Annotated in this window: 19 protein-coding genes and 1 other annotated feature; of the genes, 13 read left to right on the top strand and 6 right to left on the bottom strand. The window is 70.8% G+C overall.

Annotated elements, in window-relative coordinates:
- The first annotated feature begins 124 nt into the window (after positions 1-124).
- The 7 genes from AC3D3D_RS09160 (at position 125) to AC3D3D_RS09130 (ending at position 8,059) form a co-directional block, all read left to right on the top strand.
- On the top strand, positions 125-1,519 hold the full coding sequence (locus AC3D3D_RS09160; RefSeq protein ID WP_463663603.1) for an MFS transporter: 1,395 nt from the start codon (positions 125-127) through the stop codon (positions 1,517-1,519).
- A gap of 104 nt (positions 1,520-1,623) precedes the next feature.
- The gene (locus tag AC3D3D_RS09155) at positions 1,624-1,836 is read left to right on the top strand and encodes a heavy-metal-associated domain-containing protein (protein ID WP_425710216.1); all 213 of its coding nucleotides are present in this window, start codon (positions 1,624-1,626) and stop codon (positions 1,834-1,836) included.
- A 1-nt stretch (position 1,837) separates the two neighbouring features.
- Positions 1,838-2,824: a heavy-metal-associated domain-containing protein gene (locus AC3D3D_RS09150; protein ID WP_463663602.1), complete on the top strand. Its 987-nt coding sequence runs from the start codon at positions 1,838-1,840 to the stop codon at positions 2,822-2,824.
- On the top strand, positions 2,811-5,132 hold the full coding sequence (locus AC3D3D_RS09145; protein ID WP_463663601.1) for a heavy metal translocating P-type ATPase: 2,322 nt from the start codon (positions 2,811-2,813) through the stop codon (positions 5,130-5,132). Before AC3D3D_RS09150 ends, AC3D3D_RS09145 begins: the two co-directional genes overlap by 14 nt.
- Before the next feature lie 34 nt (positions 5,133-5,166).
- Positions 5,167-5,430, top strand: coding sequence for a hypothetical protein (locus AC3D3D_RS09140; protein WP_463654356.1), 264 nt, complete (start codon positions 5,167-5,169; stop codon positions 5,428-5,430).
- Positions 5,431-5,534: 104 nt separating this feature from the next.
- Positions 5,535-7,694, top strand: a complete 2,160-nt coding sequence (locus AC3D3D_RS09135; protein ID WP_463663600.1) for a heavy metal translocating P-type ATPase — start codon at positions 5,535-5,537, stop codon at positions 7,692-7,694.
- A gap of 50 nt (positions 7,695-7,744) precedes the next feature.
- The gene (locus AC3D3D_RS09130; protein ID WP_463663599.1) at positions 7,745-8,059 is read left to right on the top strand and encodes a metal-sensitive transcriptional regulator; all 315 of its coding nucleotides are present in this window, start codon (positions 7,745-7,747) and stop codon (positions 8,057-8,059) included.
- A 246-nt stretch (positions 8,060-8,305) separates the two neighbouring features.
- On the opposite strand, the gene AC3D3D_RS09125 is transcribed toward AC3D3D_RS09130, so the two are convergent.
- Positions 8,306-8,731: a heavy metal-responsive transcriptional regulator gene (locus AC3D3D_RS09125; protein ID WP_425710210.1), complete on the bottom strand. Its 426-nt coding sequence runs from the start codon at positions 8,729-8,731 to the stop codon at positions 8,306-8,308.
- 86 nt (positions 8,732-8,817) lie between these two features.
- Between AC3D3D_RS09125 and merA the strand changes: the two genes are divergently transcribed.
- Positions 8,818-10,182: a mercury(II) reductase gene (gene merA, locus AC3D3D_RS09120; protein ID WP_425710209.1), complete on the top strand. Its 1,365-nt coding sequence runs from the start codon at positions 8,818-8,820 to the stop codon at positions 10,180-10,182.
- A 70-nt stretch (positions 10,183-10,252) separates the two neighbouring features.
- Positions 10,253-11,517, top strand: a protein-coding gene (locus AC3D3D_RS09115) for an IS3 family transposase (RefSeq protein ID WP_463662667.1) whose coding sequence is annotated in 2 segments (ribosomal slippage) — positions 10,253-10,544 and positions 10,544-11,517 — 1,266 coding nt in all. Because the reading frame shifts where the segments join, the coding sequence is not laid out codon by codon here.
- Positions 10,531-10,674 (top strand) — a sequence feature (AL1L pseudoknot). Its footprint overlaps the gene before it by 144 nt.
- A 38-nt stretch (positions 11,518-11,555) precedes the next feature.
- Here the strand turns inward: AC3D3D_RS09115 and AC3D3D_RS09110 are convergent.
- Both AC3D3D_RS09110 and AC3D3D_RS09105 read right to left on the bottom strand, forming a co-directional pair.
- Complete coding sequence (locus AC3D3D_RS09110) at positions 11,556-12,593, bottom strand: pirin family protein (RefSeq protein ID WP_463662894.1); 1,038 nt, start codon at positions 12,591-12,593, stop codon at positions 11,556-11,558.
- A 191-nt stretch (positions 12,594-12,784) separates the two neighbouring features.
- A complete protein-coding gene (locus tag AC3D3D_RS09105; protein WP_463662893.1) occupies positions 12,785-13,426 on the bottom strand; it encodes a GNAT family N-acetyltransferase in 642 nt (213 codons plus the stop codon).
- A gap of 84 nt (positions 13,427-13,510) precedes the next feature.
- Between AC3D3D_RS09105 and AC3D3D_RS09100 the strand changes: the two genes are divergently transcribed.
- Genes AC3D3D_RS09100 through AC3D3D_RS09090 form a run of 3 tightly spaced genes read left to right on the top strand, consistent with a single transcriptional unit; the run spans position 13,511 to position 15,905 of the window.
- Entirely contained in the window at positions 13,511-14,122 is a 612-nt protein-coding gene (locus AC3D3D_RS09100; protein WP_463662892.1) for a CDP-alcohol phosphatidyltransferase family protein, read from the top strand.
- A gap of 10 nt (positions 14,123-14,132) precedes the next feature.
- On the top strand, positions 14,133-15,116 hold the full coding sequence (locus tag AC3D3D_RS09095; RefSeq protein ID WP_463662891.1) for a hypothetical protein: 984 nt from the start codon (positions 14,133-14,135) through the stop codon (positions 15,114-15,116).
- A 60-nt stretch (positions 15,117-15,176) separates the two neighbouring features.
- Positions 15,177-15,905, top strand: a complete 729-nt coding sequence (locus AC3D3D_RS09090) for a hypothetical protein (RefSeq protein ID WP_463662890.1) — start codon at positions 15,177-15,179, stop codon at positions 15,903-15,905.
- A 330-nt stretch (positions 15,906-16,235) separates the two neighbouring features.
- Here the strand turns inward: AC3D3D_RS09090 and AC3D3D_RS09085 are convergent, their stop codons facing one another.
- On the bottom strand, positions 16,236-16,925 hold the full coding sequence (locus AC3D3D_RS09085) for a DsbA family oxidoreductase (protein ID WP_463662889.1): 690 nt from the start codon (positions 16,923-16,925) through the stop codon (positions 16,236-16,238).
- Between the two features lie 97 nt (positions 16,926-17,022).
- On the bottom strand, positions 17,023-17,280 hold the full coding sequence (locus AC3D3D_RS09080) for a hypothetical protein (RefSeq protein ID WP_463662888.1): 258 nt from the start codon (positions 17,278-17,280) through the stop codon (positions 17,023-17,025).
- Between the two features lie 197 nt (positions 17,281-17,477).
- Here AC3D3D_RS09080 and AC3D3D_RS09075 point away from each other — a divergent pair, with 197 nt between their 5' ends.
- Positions 17,478-18,026, top strand: a complete 549-nt coding sequence (locus AC3D3D_RS09075; protein ID WP_463662887.1) for a MarR family winged helix-turn-helix transcriptional regulator — start codon at positions 17,478-17,480, stop codon at positions 18,024-18,026.
- Between the two features lie 103 nt (positions 18,027-18,129).
- Here the strand turns inward: AC3D3D_RS09075 and AC3D3D_RS09070 are convergent, their stop codons facing one another.
- Positions 18,130-18,714 carry a dihydrofolate reductase family protein gene (locus AC3D3D_RS09070; RefSeq protein ID WP_463662886.1) on the bottom strand — a complete coding sequence of 195 codons (585 nt, stop codon included), beginning with the start codon at positions 18,712-18,714 and terminating at the stop codon, positions 18,130-18,132.
- Positions 18,715-18,748: the final 34 nt, after the last annotated feature.

Here is an 18,748-nt window from a genome sequence, read left to right as displayed (position 1 = left end):
CCACCTCAGTACTCGTACGGGAATGTATGAGATAGTCTAACCGCTGCATCTCGTACACACATGATTGAGTTGCGTGGGCGAAGCGCAGAACCCATGGGCACCGTCGAGTAGAAGGAGATCGATGATGACTGCGACACAACACGAGCAAGTAGGCGAAGGGGCCCACCCCAAGCGCTGGCTGGCGCTGGGCCTGTTGGGCACGGCCCAATTCATGTTGATCCTCGACGTCACGGTCGTGGCGATCGCCCTGCCGCAGATGGGACTGGACCTGAACCTGTCACGCGAGGCGATGACCTGGGTGGTGGCCGCGTACACAGTGACCTTCGGCAGTCTGATGCTCCTGGGTGGGCGCAGCGCCGATCTGTTCGGCTCCAAACCGATCGTCTATACCGGGCTGTTCATCTTCACCGCCGGGTCGCTGCTGGCCGGACTGTCCGAGAGCGGCGGCGTCCTGCTCGGCGGCCGAGTCGCGCAGGGCCTGGGTGCAGCGCTGCTCTCACCCGCCGCCCTGTCCGTGGTGGTGCGGCTGTTCACCGGCGACGAGCGCAACCGCGCCCTGGGCATCTGGTCCGCCCTCGGCGGTGGCGGCGCGGCGGTCGGCGTGTTGCTCGGCGGCCTGATCACCGCGGGGCCGGGCTGGCCATGGGTGTTCTTCATCAACATCCCCGTCGGCCTCATCGTGCTGGCAGGCCTGCTGTGGGTGCTCCCACCACTGCCACCTGGCGCCGGCCCGCGGCCATCACTCGACATACTCGGCGCGCTACTGGTCACCGCCGCCACCGGATCGGCGATCTACGCCCTGACCGTGGCTGGTGAGCTCGGTTGGACCAGTCCACAGACTCTTATCGCTGCGGGGGCGGCCGTTGTGCTCTATCTGCTGTTCGGGTGGCGACAGAAGACCGCTGCATCCCCGCTGATGAATCTCAGCCTGCTGGGCCGACGATCTGTGGGTGCCGGGGTTTTCGTGATCCTGATCGCCACCGCGCTGATGGTCGCGGTGTTCTTCCTGGGCACCTTCTACTTCCAGCAGTTCGCCGGACATGGCCCTCTCGCAACCGGCTTGCTGTTCCTGCCGATCGCACTGGCCACGATGACAGGTGCCAATCTCGGCGGACGCCTTATCGCCCGCCTGGGAGCGCGCTCCCTGGGAGCTGTCGGCATGCTCATCGCAGCCATCGGCCTGATGGTGCCCGCCTTGTGGCCCACAACCGTGGCGACCACGATCGGCATCAGCTTCGGAGCCTTCGGTATCGGCGCACTGTTCGTCGTCGCCGCGGCCACGGCGCTGGGACAGATCGGCCCGGAGGAGGCCGGCATCGCCTCGGGCCTGCTGAGCACCTTCCACGAATTCGGCGCCTCGGTCGGCGTCGCCACAGTCTCCAGCATCGCAGCCCTCAGCCTCGCCACCGACGGTGGCACCGCAGGCTTCCAACAGGCCTTCACGGCCGCCGCCATCGCCGCAGTGGTTGCCGCCGTGATCTCAACGATCGCGATTCCGCGACAACCCGCTCGAACCTAAGCCGCGAGCCTCGCCCCTGTCTGTGGGCTCACCACTTGCATCAGATACCCCTACCCGGTATAAGTAGTGATACCCTCCCTGAGGTATCTCTGAAGGAGAAGGACATGACCACTACGTCCACATACACCGTGACCGGCATGAGCTGCGGCCACTGCGAGGGCGCGATCCGCGCCGAGGTATCGCAGATCGCCGGAGTCCAGGACATCGAGGTCAGCGCGGCCACGGGCCGCTTAGCCGTCACAACGAACGACCCGGCGGACGATGCCGCAGTGATCGCCGCGGTCGACGAGGCCGGCTACCAGGCCACCCCCAGCTGATATGCGAGCCCCGGCACGGCTCGGTTTGTACGGGCTGCTCCTCGTGTCCGTGTTCGCCGTGGCATTCGTCACGGCGGGCGCGGTCATCCCCGAGCAGACCGTGCAGAGCTGGACAGAAGAGACGGAACAAACCGATCACGCAGGGGAACAAGACATGGGCACCGGCGGCCACGAGACACACACCGACGATGCGTCCTCACTGGGTCTCGGCGTCGCGCAGGACGGCTACCGGCTCACCGGGGTCACCGCTCCCGCGGAGACCGGCACCGACGGCGACCTGTCACTGATCGTCACGGGACCCGCCGGGGACCCGGTCACCGACTTCGAGCTGGAGCACGAGAGGGAGTTGCACCTGATCGCGGTCCGCGCTGATGGGCAGCACTTCCACCACGTCCACCCCGAGATGAACGCGGATGGCACCTGGTCGATCCCCTGGCAGTGGGATGCAGCCGGCTCCTACCGCGTGTTTGCCGACTTCGTGCCCGCCGAGGCCGGCGAGGGCATCACCCTGTCGACCTCGGTCCAGGTCGCCGGCAACTACGCCCCAGCACCGGCCGAGCCTGCCACCACGACCACGGTGGATGGCTACGAGGTCAGCGTGACCGGCGACCTGGTGGCAGGCACATCGACCGAGCTGACGATGACCATCACCCGTGACGGGCAGCCGGTCACCGAGCTGGAGCCGTACCTGGGGGCCTTCGGGCACCTGGTGGCGCTGCGTGAGGGCGATCTGGCCTACCTGCACGTCCACCCGCACGGCGATGAGCCCCAGCCGGGCCAGACATCGGGACCGGAGATCGTGTTCGAGGCCACCGCACCGACCCCGGGACGGTACCTGCTCTACCTCGACTTCCAGGTCGCCGGACAGGTCCACACCGCACCGCTGGTGCTGGATACCACCGGCGACGCCGGGACAGACCACGGCGAGGCCGAACAGTCGGACAACACCGATGAGCACGAGGAGGGAGGCGGCCATGACCACGACTGAGAACACCACCGGCGCCAGCAGCGTCGAACTGCAGATCGGTGGCATGACCTGCGCCTCGTGTGCGAACCGGATCGAGAAGAAACTCAACAAGCTCGACGGGATCACCGCCAGCGTCAACTACGCCACCGAGAAGGCCAGCGTGACCGGGCCGGAGGGCCTGGACCCGCAGACGCTGATCGCCGAGGTGGAGAAGACCGGCTACACCGCCGCCCTCCCCACCCCCACGAAAAGGGCCGGTGACGCACCGGGCAGCGAGGCCGAATCGGCCGAGGACGCCGAACTGCGCTCGCTGCGCCAACGGCTCATCGGTTCGGCGGTCCTGGCTGTCCCGGTGATCGCGATGGCGATGATCCCGGCACTCCAGTTCGACTACTGGGGCTTCGCCTCGCTCGTGCTGGCCGCCCCGGTGGTGGTGTGGGCCGGCTGGCCCTTCCACAAGGCAGCCTGGACCAACCTGCGCCATGGTGCGGCGACGATGGACACCCTGATCTCGGTGGGCACCACCGCAGCCCTGGTGTGGTCGATCATCGCGCTGTTCTTCGGCACCGCAGGCCAACCCGGGGTGGTCCACCCGTTCGAGTTCACCATCTCCCGCGGTGATGGTCTCGGGCACATCTACCTGGAGGTCGCAGCCGGGGTGATCACCTTCATCCTGCTGGGGCGCTACTTCGAGAAGCGCTCCAAGCGCCGAGCCGGTGCCGCCCTGCGGGCGCTGCTGGAACTCGGCGCGAAGGAGGTCTCGGTCCTGCGCGACGGCCGGGAACAGCGGGTGCCAATCGAGGAGCTCTCCGTCGGTGACGAGTTCATCGTCCGCCCAGGGGAGAAGATCGCCACCGACGGGGTCATCGCCTCGGGCAACAGCGCCATCGATGCCTCCATGCTCACCGGAGAATCCGTACCGGTCGAAGTGACCGAGGGCGATCCGGTCACCGGTGCGACGGTCAACGCCGGGGGCCGACTGGTCGTGCGGACAACCCGTGTCGGCTCCGATACCCAGCTGGCGCAGATGGCCAAGATGGTCGAGGACGCCCAGTCCGGCAAAGCCGAGATCCAGCGGCTGGCCGATCGGGTCTCCGGCGTGTTCGTCCCGATCGCGATCGCGATCGCCATCGCCACGCTCGGAGCCTGGATCGGCGCCGGATTCCCCGTCAGTGCGGGCTTCACCGCCGCGGTGGCGGTGCTGATCATCGCCTGCCCCTGCGCCCTGGGGCTGGCCACCCCGACCGCCCTGCTGGTCGGCACCGGGCGGGGGGCGCAGATGGGCGTGCTGATCAAAGGTCCCGAGACTCTGGAGTCCACGCGCCGGGTCGACACGATCGTGCTGGACAAGACCGGCACCGTCACCACCGGCAAGATGACCCTGGACGACGTGATCGTCGCCGAGGGAGTGGATCGTACCGAGCTGTTGCGACTGGCCGGCGGCCTGGAGGATGCCTCCGAGCATCCCATCGCTCAGGCGATCGCCGCTGGAGCTACCGCCGAGGTCGGCGACCTGCCCACGCCGGAGTCCTTCGAGAACGTCGAGGGCCTCGGTGTCCAGGGTGTCGTCGACGGACACACCGTCCTCGCCGGCCGCGAGGTCTTGCTGCGCGACTGGTCACAGCACCTCGACGAAAATCTGCGGTCGGCCAAGCAGGCCGCCGAGGCGCAGGGCAAGACCGCGATCGCGGTCGGCTGGGATGGTCGGGCACGCGGCGTGCTGGTCGTGGCCGATCAGGTCAAGCCCACCAGCGCCGAAGCGATCGCCCAGTTCAAAGAACTCGGTCTCACGCCGGTGCTGCTCACCGGTGACAACCAGAGCGTGGCCGAACAGGTCGCCTCGGAGGTCGGCATCGAGTCGGTCATCGCCGAAGTCCTACCCAAGGACAAGGTCGATGTCGTGTCCCGCCTCCAAGACGAGGGCAAGGTCGTCGCGATGGTCGGCGACGGCGTCAACGACGCCCCCGCCCTGGCCCAGGCCGACCTCGGCCTGGCGATGGGCACCGGCACCGACGTCGCGATCGAGGCCGCCGACATCACCCTCGTCCGCGGCGACCTCCGAGCCGCGGCGGACGCGATCCGCCTTTCCCGGCGCACGCTGCGCACGATCAAGACCAACCTGTTCTGGGCCTTCGCCTACAACACTGCTGCCATCCCGCTCGCGGCCTTCGGACTGCTCAACCCGATGCTCGCCGGGGCGGCCATGGCCCTGTCCAGCGTGTTCGTCGTCAGCAACAGCCTGCGCCTGCGGACCTTCACCGCCCAGGCCGATGACAGTGCGCCAGCTCCCACACGAGCACCGGCTGAGCGTGAACCCGTCCACGTCTGACACCGGCATCAACACCACAGGAAAGGAACACACGATGACCGCACATGAGCACCACAACCACCACGAAGCACCGCAGGGCGGAGGCTGCCACAGCCACCAGCCCACGACGGAGAGCCTGGCCAGCGTCGGGGCCGACGAGATCACCGAGTGCCCCGTGATGGTCGGCACCGCGGTGATCAAGTCCGAGGCCGAGGAAGCCGGACTCGCCCGCGACTACAACGGGCAGCGGTACTGGCTGTGCTGCGCCTCCTGCGGGCCGCTCTTCGACGCCGCCCCCGAACGCTACGTCGCCGCATAAGCACATTCGACCGGTCCCGCTCGCCCCGACCCCAGTCTGGGGTGAGCGGGACCGCCGCCCCGGAGAACCAGGAACGGTCAGGGGCGCAGGAAGGAGAAACCAGCATGAGCCAGGACCACCCGACAGCGTCACAGACCGCGACGCACGACGGCCAGGCGCACGACCACAGCACGCACGATGCACACGACCAGGGCACGCATGACAGTCATGCAGGTCACCACGACCACGCGGATCACGAAGCCCCCGGGGGTCACGCCGGGCATGCCGGGCACGGAGACCACGTCGGTCAGTTCCGGCGCCTGTTCTGGATCATGCTCGTCCTCGCCGTGCCCGTCGTTGGGTTCAACGACATGTTCGCCGACCTCATCGGCTACCAGCTGCCCGAGGCCGAATGGGTCTGGTGGGTCTCGCCGATCCTGGGCACGGTCATGTACTTCTGGGGCGGCTGGCCGTTCCTGACCGGCGCGATCTCGGAGATCCGCTCCCGCAAGCCCGGCATGATGCTGCTCATCGGCCTGGCCATCACGGTGGCGTTCATCGCGTCCTGGGGCGCGAGCCTGCGCATCCTGGACCATGAGCTGAACTTCTGGTGGGAACTGGCCCTGCTGGTGGTCATCATGCTGCTCGGCCACTGGATCGAAATGCGGTCCCTGGCCCAGACCACGTCCGCCCTCGACTCCCTGGCAGCGCTGCTCCCGGATGAGGCCGAGAAGGTCGACGGCGATCAGGTCGTGAAGGTTGCCCCCGCCGACCTCAGGGTCGGCGACGTGGTCATCGTCCGTCCTGGCTCTTCGGTGCCTGCCGATGGAAAGATCGTCGACGGCTCGGCGAGCATGGACGAGTCGATGGTCACCGGAGAGTCGAAGACGGTACGTCGCGAGACCGGTGAGCAGGTCGTCGCTGGCACTGTCGCCACCGACTCCGGGCTGCGGGTCGAGGTCACTGCCACCGGTGACGACACCGCCCTGGCGGGCATCCAGAAGCTCGTCGCCGACGCGCAGGCCTCGTCCTCGCGCGCGCAGCGGATCGCCGACACCGCCGCTGCCTGGTTGTTCTGGTTCGCCCTCGGCGCCGCATTGATCACCGCAGTCGTCTGGAGTCTTATCGGCCTGCCGGAATCCGCGGTCGTGCGCACCGTCACCGTGCTCGTGATCGCCTGCCCTCACGCGCTGGGACTGGCAATCCCGCTCGTGGTGTCCATCGCCACCGAGCGTGCTGCCCGCGGCGGCGTGCTGATCAAGGACCGGCTCGCCCTGGAATCGATGCGCACCGTGGATGCCGTGCTGTTCGACAAGACCGGCACGCTGACCAAGGGTGAGCCCACCGTCACCGCCATCGAACCGGTCGGGAACCGCAGCGCCGAGGAGGTACTGGCACTGGCCGCGGCGGCGGAATCCGACAGCGAGCACCCCCTGGCCAAGGCCATCATCGGCGCAGCCGGTGCCCGCGAGCTTCCAGTCGCGAAGGCGCGGGACTTCTCCTCCTCCCCGGCAGTCGGGGTCAAGGCAACAGTGGACAGCTCCGTGATCGAGGTCGGCGGCCCGTATCTGCTCGACCAGCACGGATTGGAGGAACTGTCGGTCGCCGACGAGTGGCGGGACGAGGGCGCGATCATCCTCCACGTCCTGGCTGACGGTGAGGTCATTGGGGCGCTGCGGCTGGCCGATGAGATCCGCTCCGAATCCCGTGAGGCCGTCGACGCCCTGCACGCTGCCGGCGCCCAGGTGGTAATGATCACCGGTGACGCGCAGGCCGTTGCCGACACCGTCGCGAAGGAGCTGGGCATTGACCGGGTCTTCGCCGGAGTGCGGCCCGGGGACAAGGCTGCCAAGGTCGCCGAGCTCCAGGACGAAGGCAGGAAGGTCGCCATGGTGGGCGACGGCGTCAACGACGCCCCTGCTCTGGCCCAGGCCGATGTCGGTATCGCCATTGGTGCCGGCACCGATGTCGCGATCGGTTCCGCCGGGGTCATCCTGGCTTCCTCCGACCCGCGCTCGGTGCTCTCCGTCATCGAGCTCTCCCGCGCCAGCTACCGGAAGATGAAGCAGAACCTGTGGTGGGCCGCCGGCTACAACCTGATCTCGGTGCCCCTGGCCGCTGGCGTGCTCGCACCGATCGGGTTCGTGCTGCCGATGAGCATCGGCGCGATCCTGATGTCGGTCTCGACCGTCGTCGTCGCGCTCAACGCTCAGCTGCTCCGCCGCCTCGACCTCACGCCCGAGGCCAGCGCGGCCAAGATCCTTGACCAGGACACGTCCAAGTGATCGCCCCGGCGGTGCCGGATCGGGTACCGCACACCTCAGGAGAGGACACGATGGGCACCATCACCACGCCATCAGCCGAAGTCGGCCATGGCTACATCAGTGACAAGGACCGCTACCTTGCCCGTCTCAAGCGCATCGAGGGACAAGCTCGCGGTATCCACCGCATGATCGATGAGGACACCTATTGCATCGACATCCTCACTCAGATCAGCGCCGTCACCTCGGCGTTGGAGAACGTCGCTCTGGCCCTCTTGGACGACCACCTCAAGCACTGCGTGGTGGATGCCGCCAGGACCGGTGGCTCCGAAGCCGACGAGAAGATCAAGGAAGCCTCCGCGGCCATCACTCGCCTCGTGAAGTCCTGAGGAGGCAGTCATGGGTAGGACGCGAAGGGCGCTCAGCGGGGTGCACTCAGGCGTGATGCCCTCGAGGCATGGCTGGACCACCACAACCAGCACCGACCGCGCTCGGCGTGCGGAAGCCGCCCTTCACGCGATTGATCAACGTCCCCGAGCAGCACAACTAGTAGCCCCACCGCAGCCGCCTACCTTCGTCTTGTTGGGGTAGACCCTGCGCGGAGTAATCCGCGGATCGACACCGGATTTAGGTGTTCAGCTGCTGGAGGAGCGGTCGGTCAGTTGGCTGGTCGGGATGGCGTGGCAGACGTGCTGGGGGAGGCACTGGCCGGGATCCAGTGTGGTCGCCCGCTGGCTGAGCCGGCGCACATGCTCGAGCAGGTCACTGAGGGCGGTGATGCGCGCTTGGAGGGCGGTGGCGTGGTTCTCCAGCATGGCAGCGACGTGCTGGCAGGGTGCTCCGCTCGCCTCCCGCGCCGAGATGACATCGCGGACCTGAGCGAGGGTCAGACCGGCGGCCTGGGCTGCCTTGACGAACGCGAGACGGTCGACCGCACTGGAGTCATAGACCCGGTAGCCCGATGTGGTCCGAGCGGGCGCCGGCAATACACCGGCCGTCTCGTAGAACCGGATGGTCTTGGGACGCACACCGGTCTGCGCGGCCAGCTCTCCGATACGCATGCCTCGACCGTACGCCCTTGACCTTCCAGTGTGCTGGAAGGTTTACGGTCGAAGCGACCGGGTGCGGACCGAAGGAGAGATAGTCCATGGAGTACGACTTGATCGTCATCGGCACCGGAGGTGGGGCCATGGCCGCCGGGATCGAGGCGCGCTCCCGGGGCAAGAGCGTGCTGCTCATCGAGCACGGTCCGCTCGGCGGTACCTGCCTGAACGTGGGCTGCATCCCGAGCAAGAACCTGCTAGCCGCCGCCGGTCAGCGCCACCGCGCCTTGGCCAGCCCGTTTCGTGGTGTGCCCACCAGCGCTGAGGGCGCGGTGGTGGGCGAACTGATGACCCAGAAGCAGGGACTCATCGAGGACCTGCGCCAGGCGAAGTACGCCGACGTCGCCGAGGCCCACGGGTTTCCCATCATGTACGGGCACGCGCAGTTCCTCGACGAGCAGAGCATCCAGGTCGGGAACCGGACGTTGCACGCTGGGGCATACGTCATCGCAACCGGAGCAACCCCGCACATCCCCGACCTGCCCGGTATCGGTGCGGTCGACTACCTGACCTCGACCACCGCCATGGAGCAACAGAACCTGCCCACCTCCCTGGTCGTGCTCGGTGGTGGGTACGTCGGCTTGGAGCAGGCCCAGCTGTGGGCCCAGCTGGGCGTGAACGTCACCCTCGTGGGCCGAGTCGCCCCCTACGCTGAACCCGAGGTCGCTGACGTGCTCCGCACCGCCTTCCAGGAGGAGGGCATCGCGGTGATCGAGGAACACGGGCGGGAAGTAGCGCCTCACGCCGGAGGGGCCATCGTCACCACCGACAGCGGCGTTCACGTCCATGGCCAGCGGTTGTTGATCGCCACCGGTCGCCGCGCCAGCACCAGCGGTCTTCGGCTGGACGCCGCCGGAATCGGCACCGACGCCCGCGGATTCATCCGCGTGGATGAGAACCTGCGCACGACCAACCACCGCGTGCACGCCGCCGGGGATGTCTCCGGTGCCCCGCAGTACGTTTACGTCGCCGCGAAGACTGGCCGGGTCGCCGCCGCCGGTGCGCTGGGTGAGCCCTCCACGGTGGACTACCGCGGCCTGCCCGGGGTCACCTTCACGACTCCGCAGATCGCCAGCGCCGGACTGACCGAAGCCCGCGCCCTCGAGCTCGGCCACGACTGCGACTGCCGAATCCTGGGGGCGCAGGACATCCCGCGCGCACTGGTCAACCAGGACACTCGGGGGGTCCTCAAACTCGTCATCGACGCCCAGACCCGCAAGGTCCTGGGTGTGCACGCTGCACTTGACGGCGCCGGAGAGCTCATGCTCGCCGCGACGTACGCCATCAAGTTCGGGCTGACCGTCGAGGACCTGGCGGACACCTGGGCGCCCTACCTCACGATGAGCGAAGCCCTCCGCATAGCGGCCGGCCTGTTCCGTTCGACCATGCCCACCAGCTGCTGCGCCTGAACAGCGTTGACCGCCGAGTGTTGCGCCCCGGGTCTGATGGAGGCTCTCATTCCACGGAAGGATGAGAGTCATGGCTGCACCGAGGAAGTACCCGGACGAGCTGCGTGAGCGCGCGATCCGGATGGCTGTCGACCTAAGGCGTGATCCGGCCGCCAAGACCGGCGCGCTGCGTCGGGTCGCTGACCAGCTCGGGATCAACCCCGAGACCCTGCGCAACTGGGTCACCCAGGCCGAGGTCGATGCCGGCGATCGGCCCGGAACCACGACGGCGGAGCAGACGCGGATCACCGAGCTCGAGCGTGAGGTTCGCGAGTTGCGGCGGGCGAACGAGATCTTGCGGACCGCGTCAGCGTTTTTCGCCGCGGCGGAGCTCGACCGCAAGATCAAGTGAGTACCGCGGTGCTGGTCGACTACATCGATCAGCACCGCGAGGCGTTCGGAGTCGAGCCGATCTGCAGGGTCCTTGCCGGTGCAGGGATGCAGGTCGCTCCGAGCACGTACTACGCGGCCAAGACGCGGACGCCGTCGCGCAGGTCGGTCACCGACGCGGCCACGACGACCCTGATCGAGCAGGTGCACGCGGAGAACTACGGCGTCTACGGTGCCCGCAAGGTCCATGCCGAACTGCGCCGGCGCGGGCAGCCGGTGGCGCGCTGCACGGTCGAACGCCTCATGCGAACCGCCGGGCTGCGCGGCATCAGCCGCGCCAAGGGGCCACGCACCACGATCTCGGGCAGCGGGCCCGAGACCCGCCCGGACCTTGTCGAGCGCGACTTCACCGCCACCGCCCCGAACCGGCTGTGGGTCTGCGACATCACCTACTGCCGCACGTTCTCCGGCTGGGCGTATGCCGCCTTCGTCACCGACGTCTACTCCCGCCGGGTGGTCGGCTGGCAGCTGTCGAAGTCGCTGCGCACCGACCTGGCACTGGACGCCCTGGAGATGGCGATCTGGACCCGCACCCGCGACGGGCACGACGTCACCGGGCTGACGCACCACAGCGACAAGGGAGTCCAATATGTCGCTATTCGCTACACGCAACGTCTGGCCGAGGCCGGCGCGGTCGCCTCGGTTGGCTCGACGGGCGACTCGTATGACAATGCCGCCGCTGAGGCGTTCAACTCGTTGTTCAAGGCCGAGCTCGTGCGCAACAAGGGGCCCTGGAAGACGATCGACGACCTCGAGATCGCCACCGCGGAGTACATCGACTGGTTCAACCATCGACGCTTGCACGGCGAGATCGGCATGGTCCCGCCCGCCGAGCTCGAGGACACCTACTACCGTCACAACACCGCTCCGACTACCGTCGAAGCGTCAGTTCCGAGCCTCCACTGAACCCGGGGCGCAACAGTCGACCGGCACGGGCACGTCGCTCATGCGCGCTCGCCCGCCTGGTCCGCCGTGCCGGCGTTGGGGTTCGTGCGCGGTCGCAGCCGCACGCCGGGCAGGTCGGGGGCCGGGAGCCAGGCCCGCTCGCCGGTGTACCCCTCGACCCGGCCGAACCGGGCGCTGCCCGCGTAGCGGTCCGGTGCGCCGCCGGCGTTCCACTCCTCACGGGCGGCGACCACCTCGTCGTGGTCGGAGCCGATGAAGTTCCACCACATGACGATCTCCTCGCGGAAGGGCGCCCCGCCGAGCAGGATGACCCGGGCCGGGCCCTCCCCCGTGCTCGCCAGCCGCAGGGTGTCCTCGCCCGGGGCCCGGAAGGCGAGCTCGGCCCGCCCCACGGGCACGTCATCGACCTCGACGGCGCCGGTGTCGAGCAGCACGCCGTGCTCGAAGTCGACCCGTACCGGTAGGTCGACCACCTGCCCGGCCTCGATGCTCAGCTCCGCGCCGAGCAGCGGCGTCGCGGTCGTCACCGGCGAGGTCTGCCCGAGCAGGGAGCCGATGAACACCGAGGCGGTGCCGGCCCCGCCCGGCAGGGCCACCGGCGTCGGGGCGTGGTGCTGGAAGTCGCGCACACCGCCGCGGGCCTCGCGCGGCAGCACCACCCACAGCTGGACGCCGTGCAGGACCGTGGTGCCGGGCGTCGACACCTCGGAGTGGCAGATGCCGGCGCCGGAGGACATGAGGTTGAGCTCGCCGGGCCGCACGTCGGCGTGCACGCCGCCGGAGTCGCGGTGCTCGATCTCGCCGGCGAACAGCCAGCTCACCGTCTGCAGGCCGGTGTGCGGGTGCGGGGCGACGTCCATCCCGCCGGTGGTGGCGACGTCGTCGGGGCCGTAGTGGTCGACGAAGCACCAGGCACCCACGAAGGACCGTTCCCGGCTGGGCAGGGTGCGGCGCACGGGCATGGCCCGGGGACCGCCGAGCGGGACCTCCCGGGAGGTGACCACCTCGATGCCGGGCGGGTCGACGTCCGGGCAGGACAGCATCATCTCCGGCGGCCGGGTCTCGAGGTTGCTCACGTACGGCCCTTCGTCGGCGTCGCTCCGCGGCGCGGCCGCCGCAGGTCTCCATCGTGGACGGGGCGGCGGGCCGGAGCAACCGTGCCGGTCCGTCACCGCCGGGTCCTCGGCGCACGGAGCCGCTGAGGAGGGCGGCGGCACAGGTCGGACGACGACGCACGGTGGGGCGTCGTCGGCGGCTTCGACCGCGACTACTCCCGCGCGGGCGCGTCGAGGCCGAAGAGCTCGGACTCGGTGTCGTAGTAGTCGTGGGTGCGGCCGCGGCCCTGCAGACCGATGCGCCGGGCCACCGCCTGGGAGGGGTGGTTGTCGGGGTGGGTGACGGCCAGGACCCGGCGCACGTCCGCCGCCCAGGCATGCGCGAGGACCGCGGCGGCCGCCTCGGTGGCGTAGCCGCGCCCCCAGTGGTCCGGGTGCAGGTGCCAGCCGATCTCGAGGTCGCCCGAGGGCGGGCGGGACCGGTCGGGCGAGCTGGCCGGCAGGTCCACGAGCAGCACGGCGCCGACGATCGTCCCCGCCGGGCCGTCCCCGTCGCCCGCGAGCCCCGCGCCGCTCGCTCCCGGCGCGCTACCAGCCCCGGCGTCGCCCGTGACCCCGGCGTCGCCGGTCGTGGTGATCGCCCAGATGCCGCGGGGCGGGCCGCCGGCGGCGCGCGTCTCCCAGCGGGCGAGGCGCTCCACCGCGTCCGCCAGGCTGGTCAGCTCGGTGCCGGGCCCGCCGGACCAGCGCACCACCTCCGGGCGGGAGTAGATGTCGAGGATGCTGGGGGCGTCCGCCGCCGTCCAGGCCCGCAGGGTCAGTCGGTCGGTGGCCAGCGTCGGCGGTGTCGGCACCGCGTCAGGCTAGGAACCGCCCGGCCCCCTCGTCCACGTGAAATCCGGGTCCGCTCGCGTGCCCCGCCCGCGTAGGCTCGGCCCATGCCAACCGATCCGACGGCGGACGGCCGCGATCGACAGGTGTCCGGCCGACCGGACTGGGCTACCGTCCCGAACCTCGTCACCCTGCTGCGCTTCCTCCTGCTCGGCCCTGCGTGCTGGGTCATCGTCGACGACCCTGAGGGAAGCTGGGTGCCGCCGGTGCTCGTGGGTGTGTGGGCGGTGACCGACTGGGTCGACGGCATGCTCGCCCGCGCCCTGGGCCAGGTCTCGCGCACCGGCGAGGTCCTCGACCCGATCGCCGACCGCGTGGGCATCTCCCTGGTGGTCATCTCGCTCGGCATCGCCGACGCCCTGAGCTGGGCGGCCGTGGGCATCATCGTCCTCGTCGACCTCCTCGTGCTCGCGCTGGCCGGCCGGGCCGCCCAGCAGGGGCGCATGCGGGTGACCTACGTGGGCAAGGCCCGCACCGCGGTGCTGTTCCTCGGCATCTGCGCCATCGTGCTCGGCATCTCCGTGTGGCCCGAGGCCCTCCCGGTCGGCAGGGGTCTGGTCTGGCTCGGGGCGGCGATGCACGTCTGGTCCGCGGTGCTCTACGTGCTCGCCGCCCGGATGGGGACCGGACCCGCAGTCCGCCAGGCCGAGGGCTCGTAGCCTCCTCGGCATGGCCGACCCCCTGCGCCCCGGTCCGTACGACGCCGCCCTGGCGGCCGCCGACCGCATGCGGATCGTCCCCGACGGCGAGGCACTGCGCCTGACCTGGCGCCTGGGTACCGAGCACACCGGCACGCCACCCATCGACCCGCGCGCCCTGCCGACCGCCGGCCAGGATGCGTTGGCGGGCGTCGGCTACGACCCCGACCGCGGGACCGAGCAGCTGGGGCGGCGGGGCCTGTCGGTCACCGCCGACGGCCTGCGGCGCCTGCTCGACGCCCCGGGCGAGATCTCCGTCCCCGTGCGGGTCCTCCTCGACGACGTCGCGCGCCGCGAGGCGGCCGCCGCCGCCCGGGCGCGGGCCGAGGCCGCCGCACGTCCCCCGGCCGGAACCGCCGCGGGCGGCCGCGACCGGGACCGGGACAGCAGGGGACGCGGTGGTGGCGGGTCGCGGCTGCGCGGCCTGCGCACGCTGGACTGGCTGCCCGGGCTCACCGGGGTGGTGGCCGTCGGGCTGCTGGTGGGGATGATGTTCACCGGGTCGGGCACCGCCGCGACCGGGGCCCTCGCCCTTGCGCTGGCCGTCGCCGTGCTGCTGACCGCGGTCCTGCTGTGGGTGCGTCAGCGCTCGGCGTGGCGGCAGCTCGCACGGGCGCAGCTCACGCGACCCTACCGGGGACTCGTCGAGGCGACCTCGCGTGCGGCCCGCCACTACCGGATCGGCGGGTCGCTCCAGGTCGTCGTCGAGGGCGGCGCCGCGGCCTTCCTCCTCGTGGCGGCCACGCAGGACCCGGACAACCGGTGGGTGCTGCTCGCGGCCGGCGTCGGGCTCGCGGTGCTGGCCGTCGTCGTGGCCGTCGGCACGGCCCGGTCGAAGCCGCTGCACGACCGTGAGCGGGCCGAGGTCGAGCGCCGCGGCGTGCGCGGCGAGCCCGGCGGCATCGACATCATCCCCCGCGAGCGGGTCGAGCCCAACCCCTGGCTCCTGCCCTGACGGGCACCGGTCCGCCTCGGAGGCGTCAGGCACGGCGCCCGGACCTGGAAGGATTCAGCCATGGCGAGGTCGAAGGAGTCGCGCCCCCGGCGCGCGGTACCCCATCCGTACGCGGCGGCGCTGCGTCAGCTGCTGGCGGCGACGCTCGTCGCCATGCTGCTGGTGCTGCTGGTCGCCGTCTCGGTCTCGATGGCGGTGCGCCGCAGCTTCTCGATCGACCTCGACGACACCCCCGCCGTCGCGCTGTGGGCCGGCCTGGGCGTCGGCGCCCTGGTCCTGGTGGCGGCCGCGGTGGGGATCCTGCGCTCGGCGCGGCTGCACATGTACCTGCGGCGTGCGGCGCGGCCGCCGAAGGACCCCCGCTCCCCCCGTCCGCCCATCGACTCGATGACCCAGCGGCTGCTGGCCGACATCGACTCCTCGGACCTGGGGACCGGCGATGCGCGGTTCCGGGTCGTCGTGGTCGACCGTGGCGCCTTTGCGGTGGCCTACATGCGCCCCGACTTCCACATCGACCGCACCCCCGAGATCTCGCCGCTGCGCCTCGGGGATCCGGGCCGCACGGCGCTCGGTGAGGTGGGGTGGCTCGAGCACGAGCGACGCACGATCGGCGCGGACGGCGACTGGCAGTACTCCGGGACCGAGTACAGCGGCCCCGGCGCCGACCTCGCCGACAATCCAGGGATCCCGCTGGACGCCGGCAAGGTGGCGGTGCTGCTCGCCAGCGGCGACGAGGCGTTGTCCGCACCGGTGCGCGAGCTCGTCGCCCGCGCCCGGGACTCCGCCTGAGGCTCGGTCGCGGATCCGCAGCCGGGCAGGAGCCGCCGCGTGGGCCGCGGCAGGAGGGGCTCAGCGAGCGGGCCTCGGCCGACCGGGCTCCGGCAGGCGTGGCTCAGCAGTCGTCCGGGCCGCAGGCCACGGCGTCGTCGAGGTCGACGCCCGGCAGGTCCAGGCTCGCCAGCCCTGGCAGCGAGACGAGCGCCGGCGCGGCCGACGCCCCTTCGGCTCCCGCCTGCTCGGCTCCGGCCGGGAGAGCTCCGGCCCGGTCAGTTCCGGCCCGGTCAGCTCCGTCCGGGACCTCCGTCGGCCGCCCGGTCCGGGTCCCGGGCGTCGCGGCGCTCACGCCTGCTCCCCCGCGGTCTGCGGGTCGCGCTCGGCGAGCACCTGACCGAGCGCCTGGGTGAAGGCGGCCGGGTCCTGCGCACCGGAGATGCCGTAGCGCGCGTCGAGCACGAAGAAGGGGACGCCCTGGATGCCGTAGGCGCGGGCCTGCGCGATGTCGGCCTGCACGTCGTCGGCGTGGGCGTCGGTGCGCAGGGCCTCGCGGACCTCGTCCGCGTCCAGACCGATCTCGGCGGCCAGGCGGGTGAGCACCTCGACGTCGGAGAGGTTCTCACCCTCGACGAAGTACGCACGCAGCAGGCGCTCCTTGGCCGCGTCCTGCACGCCGTGGTCCTTGGCGTGGTGGATGACCTGGTGGGCACGCAGGGTGTTGATGTGCCGCACGGAGTCGAAGTCGTACTCGAGCCCCACGGTGGCGGCGACCTGGGTGACCCGCTCGAGCATCTCCTCGACCTGGGCGGTGGGCATCCCCTTGCGCTCGGCGAGGAACTCCACCGTCGAGCCGACGAAGTCGACCGGGGTGTCGGGCGAGAGCTCGAAGGAGTGGTACGTCACCCGCACCGCGGGCGCCTCGGGGTGCTGCTCGCGGAAGGCGGCCAGGCCGGCCTCGAACTTGCGCTTGCCGATGTAGCACCAGGGGCAGGCGATGTCGGACCAGATGTCGACGGCGATGGGGGACGCGCTCACGACGCTCCTTGGGAGATGGGTGTGTGCCCGTTGAACGCCCTCGGGGTCCCGGGGATTCCCGGGGGCTCCTCGGGTGAGGCTGTCGGCCGGGTGACGGTCAGGCGAGCCCGACGGCCAGGCCGATGGCGGCGGCGACGCCGGTGAGCACGGCGCCCAGGGCCACGGCGCGGTCGGTGCCGGTCAGCTCGCTGCCGCCCTGGTTCTGGACGAGGTCGAGGACGGCGACCCGCCCCGGGGCGATGGCGTGCCGGGCGATCCGGGCGTCCATCTCGGTGCGGGTGTCGATGCCGGCGGGGGCGGCGTCGCGGCCGGCGGTACGGGCGCGGTGGTCGGTGGAGGGGGCGAGGGCGGTCATGGCGGTCTCTCTTCTCGGCGCTGCGCGCGCCGTGCGGTCGTGGTCGGGGCGGCCTGGGGGCGTGGTGCGGTCCCGGGGCCGTCCTCGACGACGAACGGACCACCGGTTCCATTCAACGCCGAACGCTTCAACGTGAAAGAGTTTAGCCCCGCGACGCTCACCCGTCAAACATTTCGATCTTGAACTATCCTTGACGAATGCCTGACCGAGTGAGCGACTACCTGGACCAGTGGCGGCGCGAGCGTCCCGACCTGGAGCTGGCGCCGATGAGCGTGACGGGGCGGCTCTCGCGCGCCTCGGACCTCCTCGCTCAGGCGATGCGCGGGTTCTTCGCCGAGCACGACCTCCAGCCCGGCGAGTACGACGTGCTCGCCGCGCTGCGCCGCGCGGGCGCCCCCTTCACGCTCACGCCCGGGGCGCTCACCGACTCGGTCATGGTCACCGCGGCCGCCATGACCAACCGGCTCTCCCGCCTGGAGGACAAGGGCCTGGTGGTGCGGCGCACCGACCCGGACAACCGGCGCAGCGTCCTCGTCGAGCTCACCGACCATGGGCGGGCGGTCATCGACGAGGTCGCCCCGCTGCACGCCGCGGCCGAGGGTGCGCTGCTCGGCGCCCTCAGCGCCGACGAGGTGGAGCAGCTGGCCGCGCTGCTGGCGCGGCTGCTCGCCGGGCTCGGCGACGGCTCCCGCGCGACCGAAGATCCCTCGGCCGAGGAGGACGAGAGGCCCGCGGACGAGGGGTGACCCCCGGCCGACGACGCCGGGCTACCGCTGGGGTACGACGCCGCGGGTTGCGGTGGGCGGTCGACGCCGCCGGTCGGCGGCCAGGAGTGACGACGCCGCCCGGCTACGGCGCGGGGCCGTCCGGGGTGGTCGCGTCCGCCCACACGGGATCGCCTGGCCCCTCGACGTCGTAGACCGCGGTGATGAAGTCGCCGGCCCGCCCGGTCTCGCGCAGCCGCAGCGCAAGGCGCCGGGGCAGCAACGGGCGTCCGGCGCCGAGCGTGGCCGCCGCGATCGACAGGCGCAGCTCGTCGAGCAGCCCGACGTCGGCGAGCTGGCCGGCGAGGTCACCACCGCCGACGACCCAGACGTCCTTCTCCCCGGCCGCGGCGGCGACCCGGGCGTGGATCTCGCGGGCCTCCCCCTGGACGAGCCGGACGTCGGCGCCCTCCGGCACCGGCGGCTCGGCGTGGGTGGCGACGAAGGTGGGCTTCGCGTAGGGCCACGCGGCGCCCTCGCCGAGCTCGGTGAGCACCCATTCGTAGGTGGTGCGTCCCATGAGCAGCGCCCCCACGCGCGCCTCGAAGTCCTCGTAGTCGGCGGTGACCGCCGGGCCCGAGCGCTGGGCGAAGAGCCAGGCGAGCGAGTCCTCGGAGTCTGCGATGTAGCCGTCGAGCGTGGTGGCCGTGTAGAAGACGGTGCGCGTCATCTCCTCAGCCTGCCTGCGACCACCGACACCGGCG

Source organism: Georgenia sp. X1117 (assembly GCF_057784635.1).
The sequence above is the reverse complement of the archived record's forward strand: the minus strand, read 5'-3'. Positions and strand labels throughout refer to the sequence as shown.

Excerpts from the sequence above, each read along its gene's own strand:
- AC3D3D_RS09160 (WP_463663603.1), top strand. The coding sequence starts at position 125 with ATGACTGCGACACAACACGAGCAAGTAGGCGAAGGGGCCCACCCCAAG.
- AC3D3D_RS09155 (WP_425710216.1), top strand. The coding sequence starts at position 1,624 with ATGACCACTACGTCCACATACACCGTGACCGGCATGAGCTGCGGCCAC.
- AC3D3D_RS09150 (WP_463663602.1), top strand. The coding sequence starts at position 1,838 with ATGCGAGCCCCGGCACGGCTCGGTTTGTACGGGCTGCTCCTCGTGTCC.
- AC3D3D_RS09145 (WP_463663601.1), top strand. The coding sequence starts at position 2,811 with ATGACCACGACTGAGAACACCACCGGCGCCAGCAGCGTCGAACTGCAG.
- AC3D3D_RS09140 (WP_463654356.1), top strand. The coding sequence starts at position 5,167 with ATGACCGCACATGAGCACCACAACCACCACGAAGCACCGCAGGGCGGA.
- AC3D3D_RS09135 (WP_463663600.1), top strand. The coding sequence starts at position 5,535 with ATGAGCCAGGACCACCCGACAGCGTCACAGACCGCGACGCACGACGGC.
- AC3D3D_RS09130 (WP_463663599.1), top strand. The coding sequence starts at position 7,745 with ATGGGCACCATCACCACGCCATCAGCCGAAGTCGGCCATGGCTACATC.
- AC3D3D_RS09125 (WP_425710210.1), bottom strand. The coding sequence starts at position 8,731 with ATGCGTATCGGAGAGCTGGCCGCGCAGACCGGTGTGCGTCCCAAGACC.
- merA (WP_425710209.1), top strand. The coding sequence starts at position 8,818 with ATGGAGTACGACTTGATCGTCATCGGCACCGGAGGTGGGGCCATGGCC.
- AC3D3D_RS09100 (WP_463662892.1), top strand. The coding sequence starts at position 13,511 with ATGCCAACCGATCCGACGGCGGACGGCCGCGATCGACAGGTGTCCGGC.
- AC3D3D_RS09095 (WP_463662891.1), top strand. The coding sequence starts at position 14,133 with ATGGCCGACCCCCTGCGCCCCGGTCCGTACGACGCCGCCCTGGCGGCC.
- AC3D3D_RS09090 (WP_463662890.1), top strand. The coding sequence starts at position 15,177 with ATGGCGAGGTCGAAGGAGTCGCGCCCCCGGCGCGCGGTACCCCATCCG.
- AC3D3D_RS09080 (WP_463662888.1), bottom strand. The coding sequence starts at position 17,280 with ATGACCGCCCTCGCCCCCTCCACCGACCACCGCGCCCGTACCGCCGGC.
- AC3D3D_RS09075 (WP_463662887.1), top strand. The coding sequence starts at position 17,478 with ATGCCTGACCGAGTGAGCGACTACCTGGACCAGTGGCGGCGCGAGCGT.
- AC3D3D_RS09070 (WP_463662886.1), bottom strand. The coding sequence starts at position 18,714 with ATGACGCGCACCGTCTTCTACACGGCCACCACGCTCGACGGCTACATC.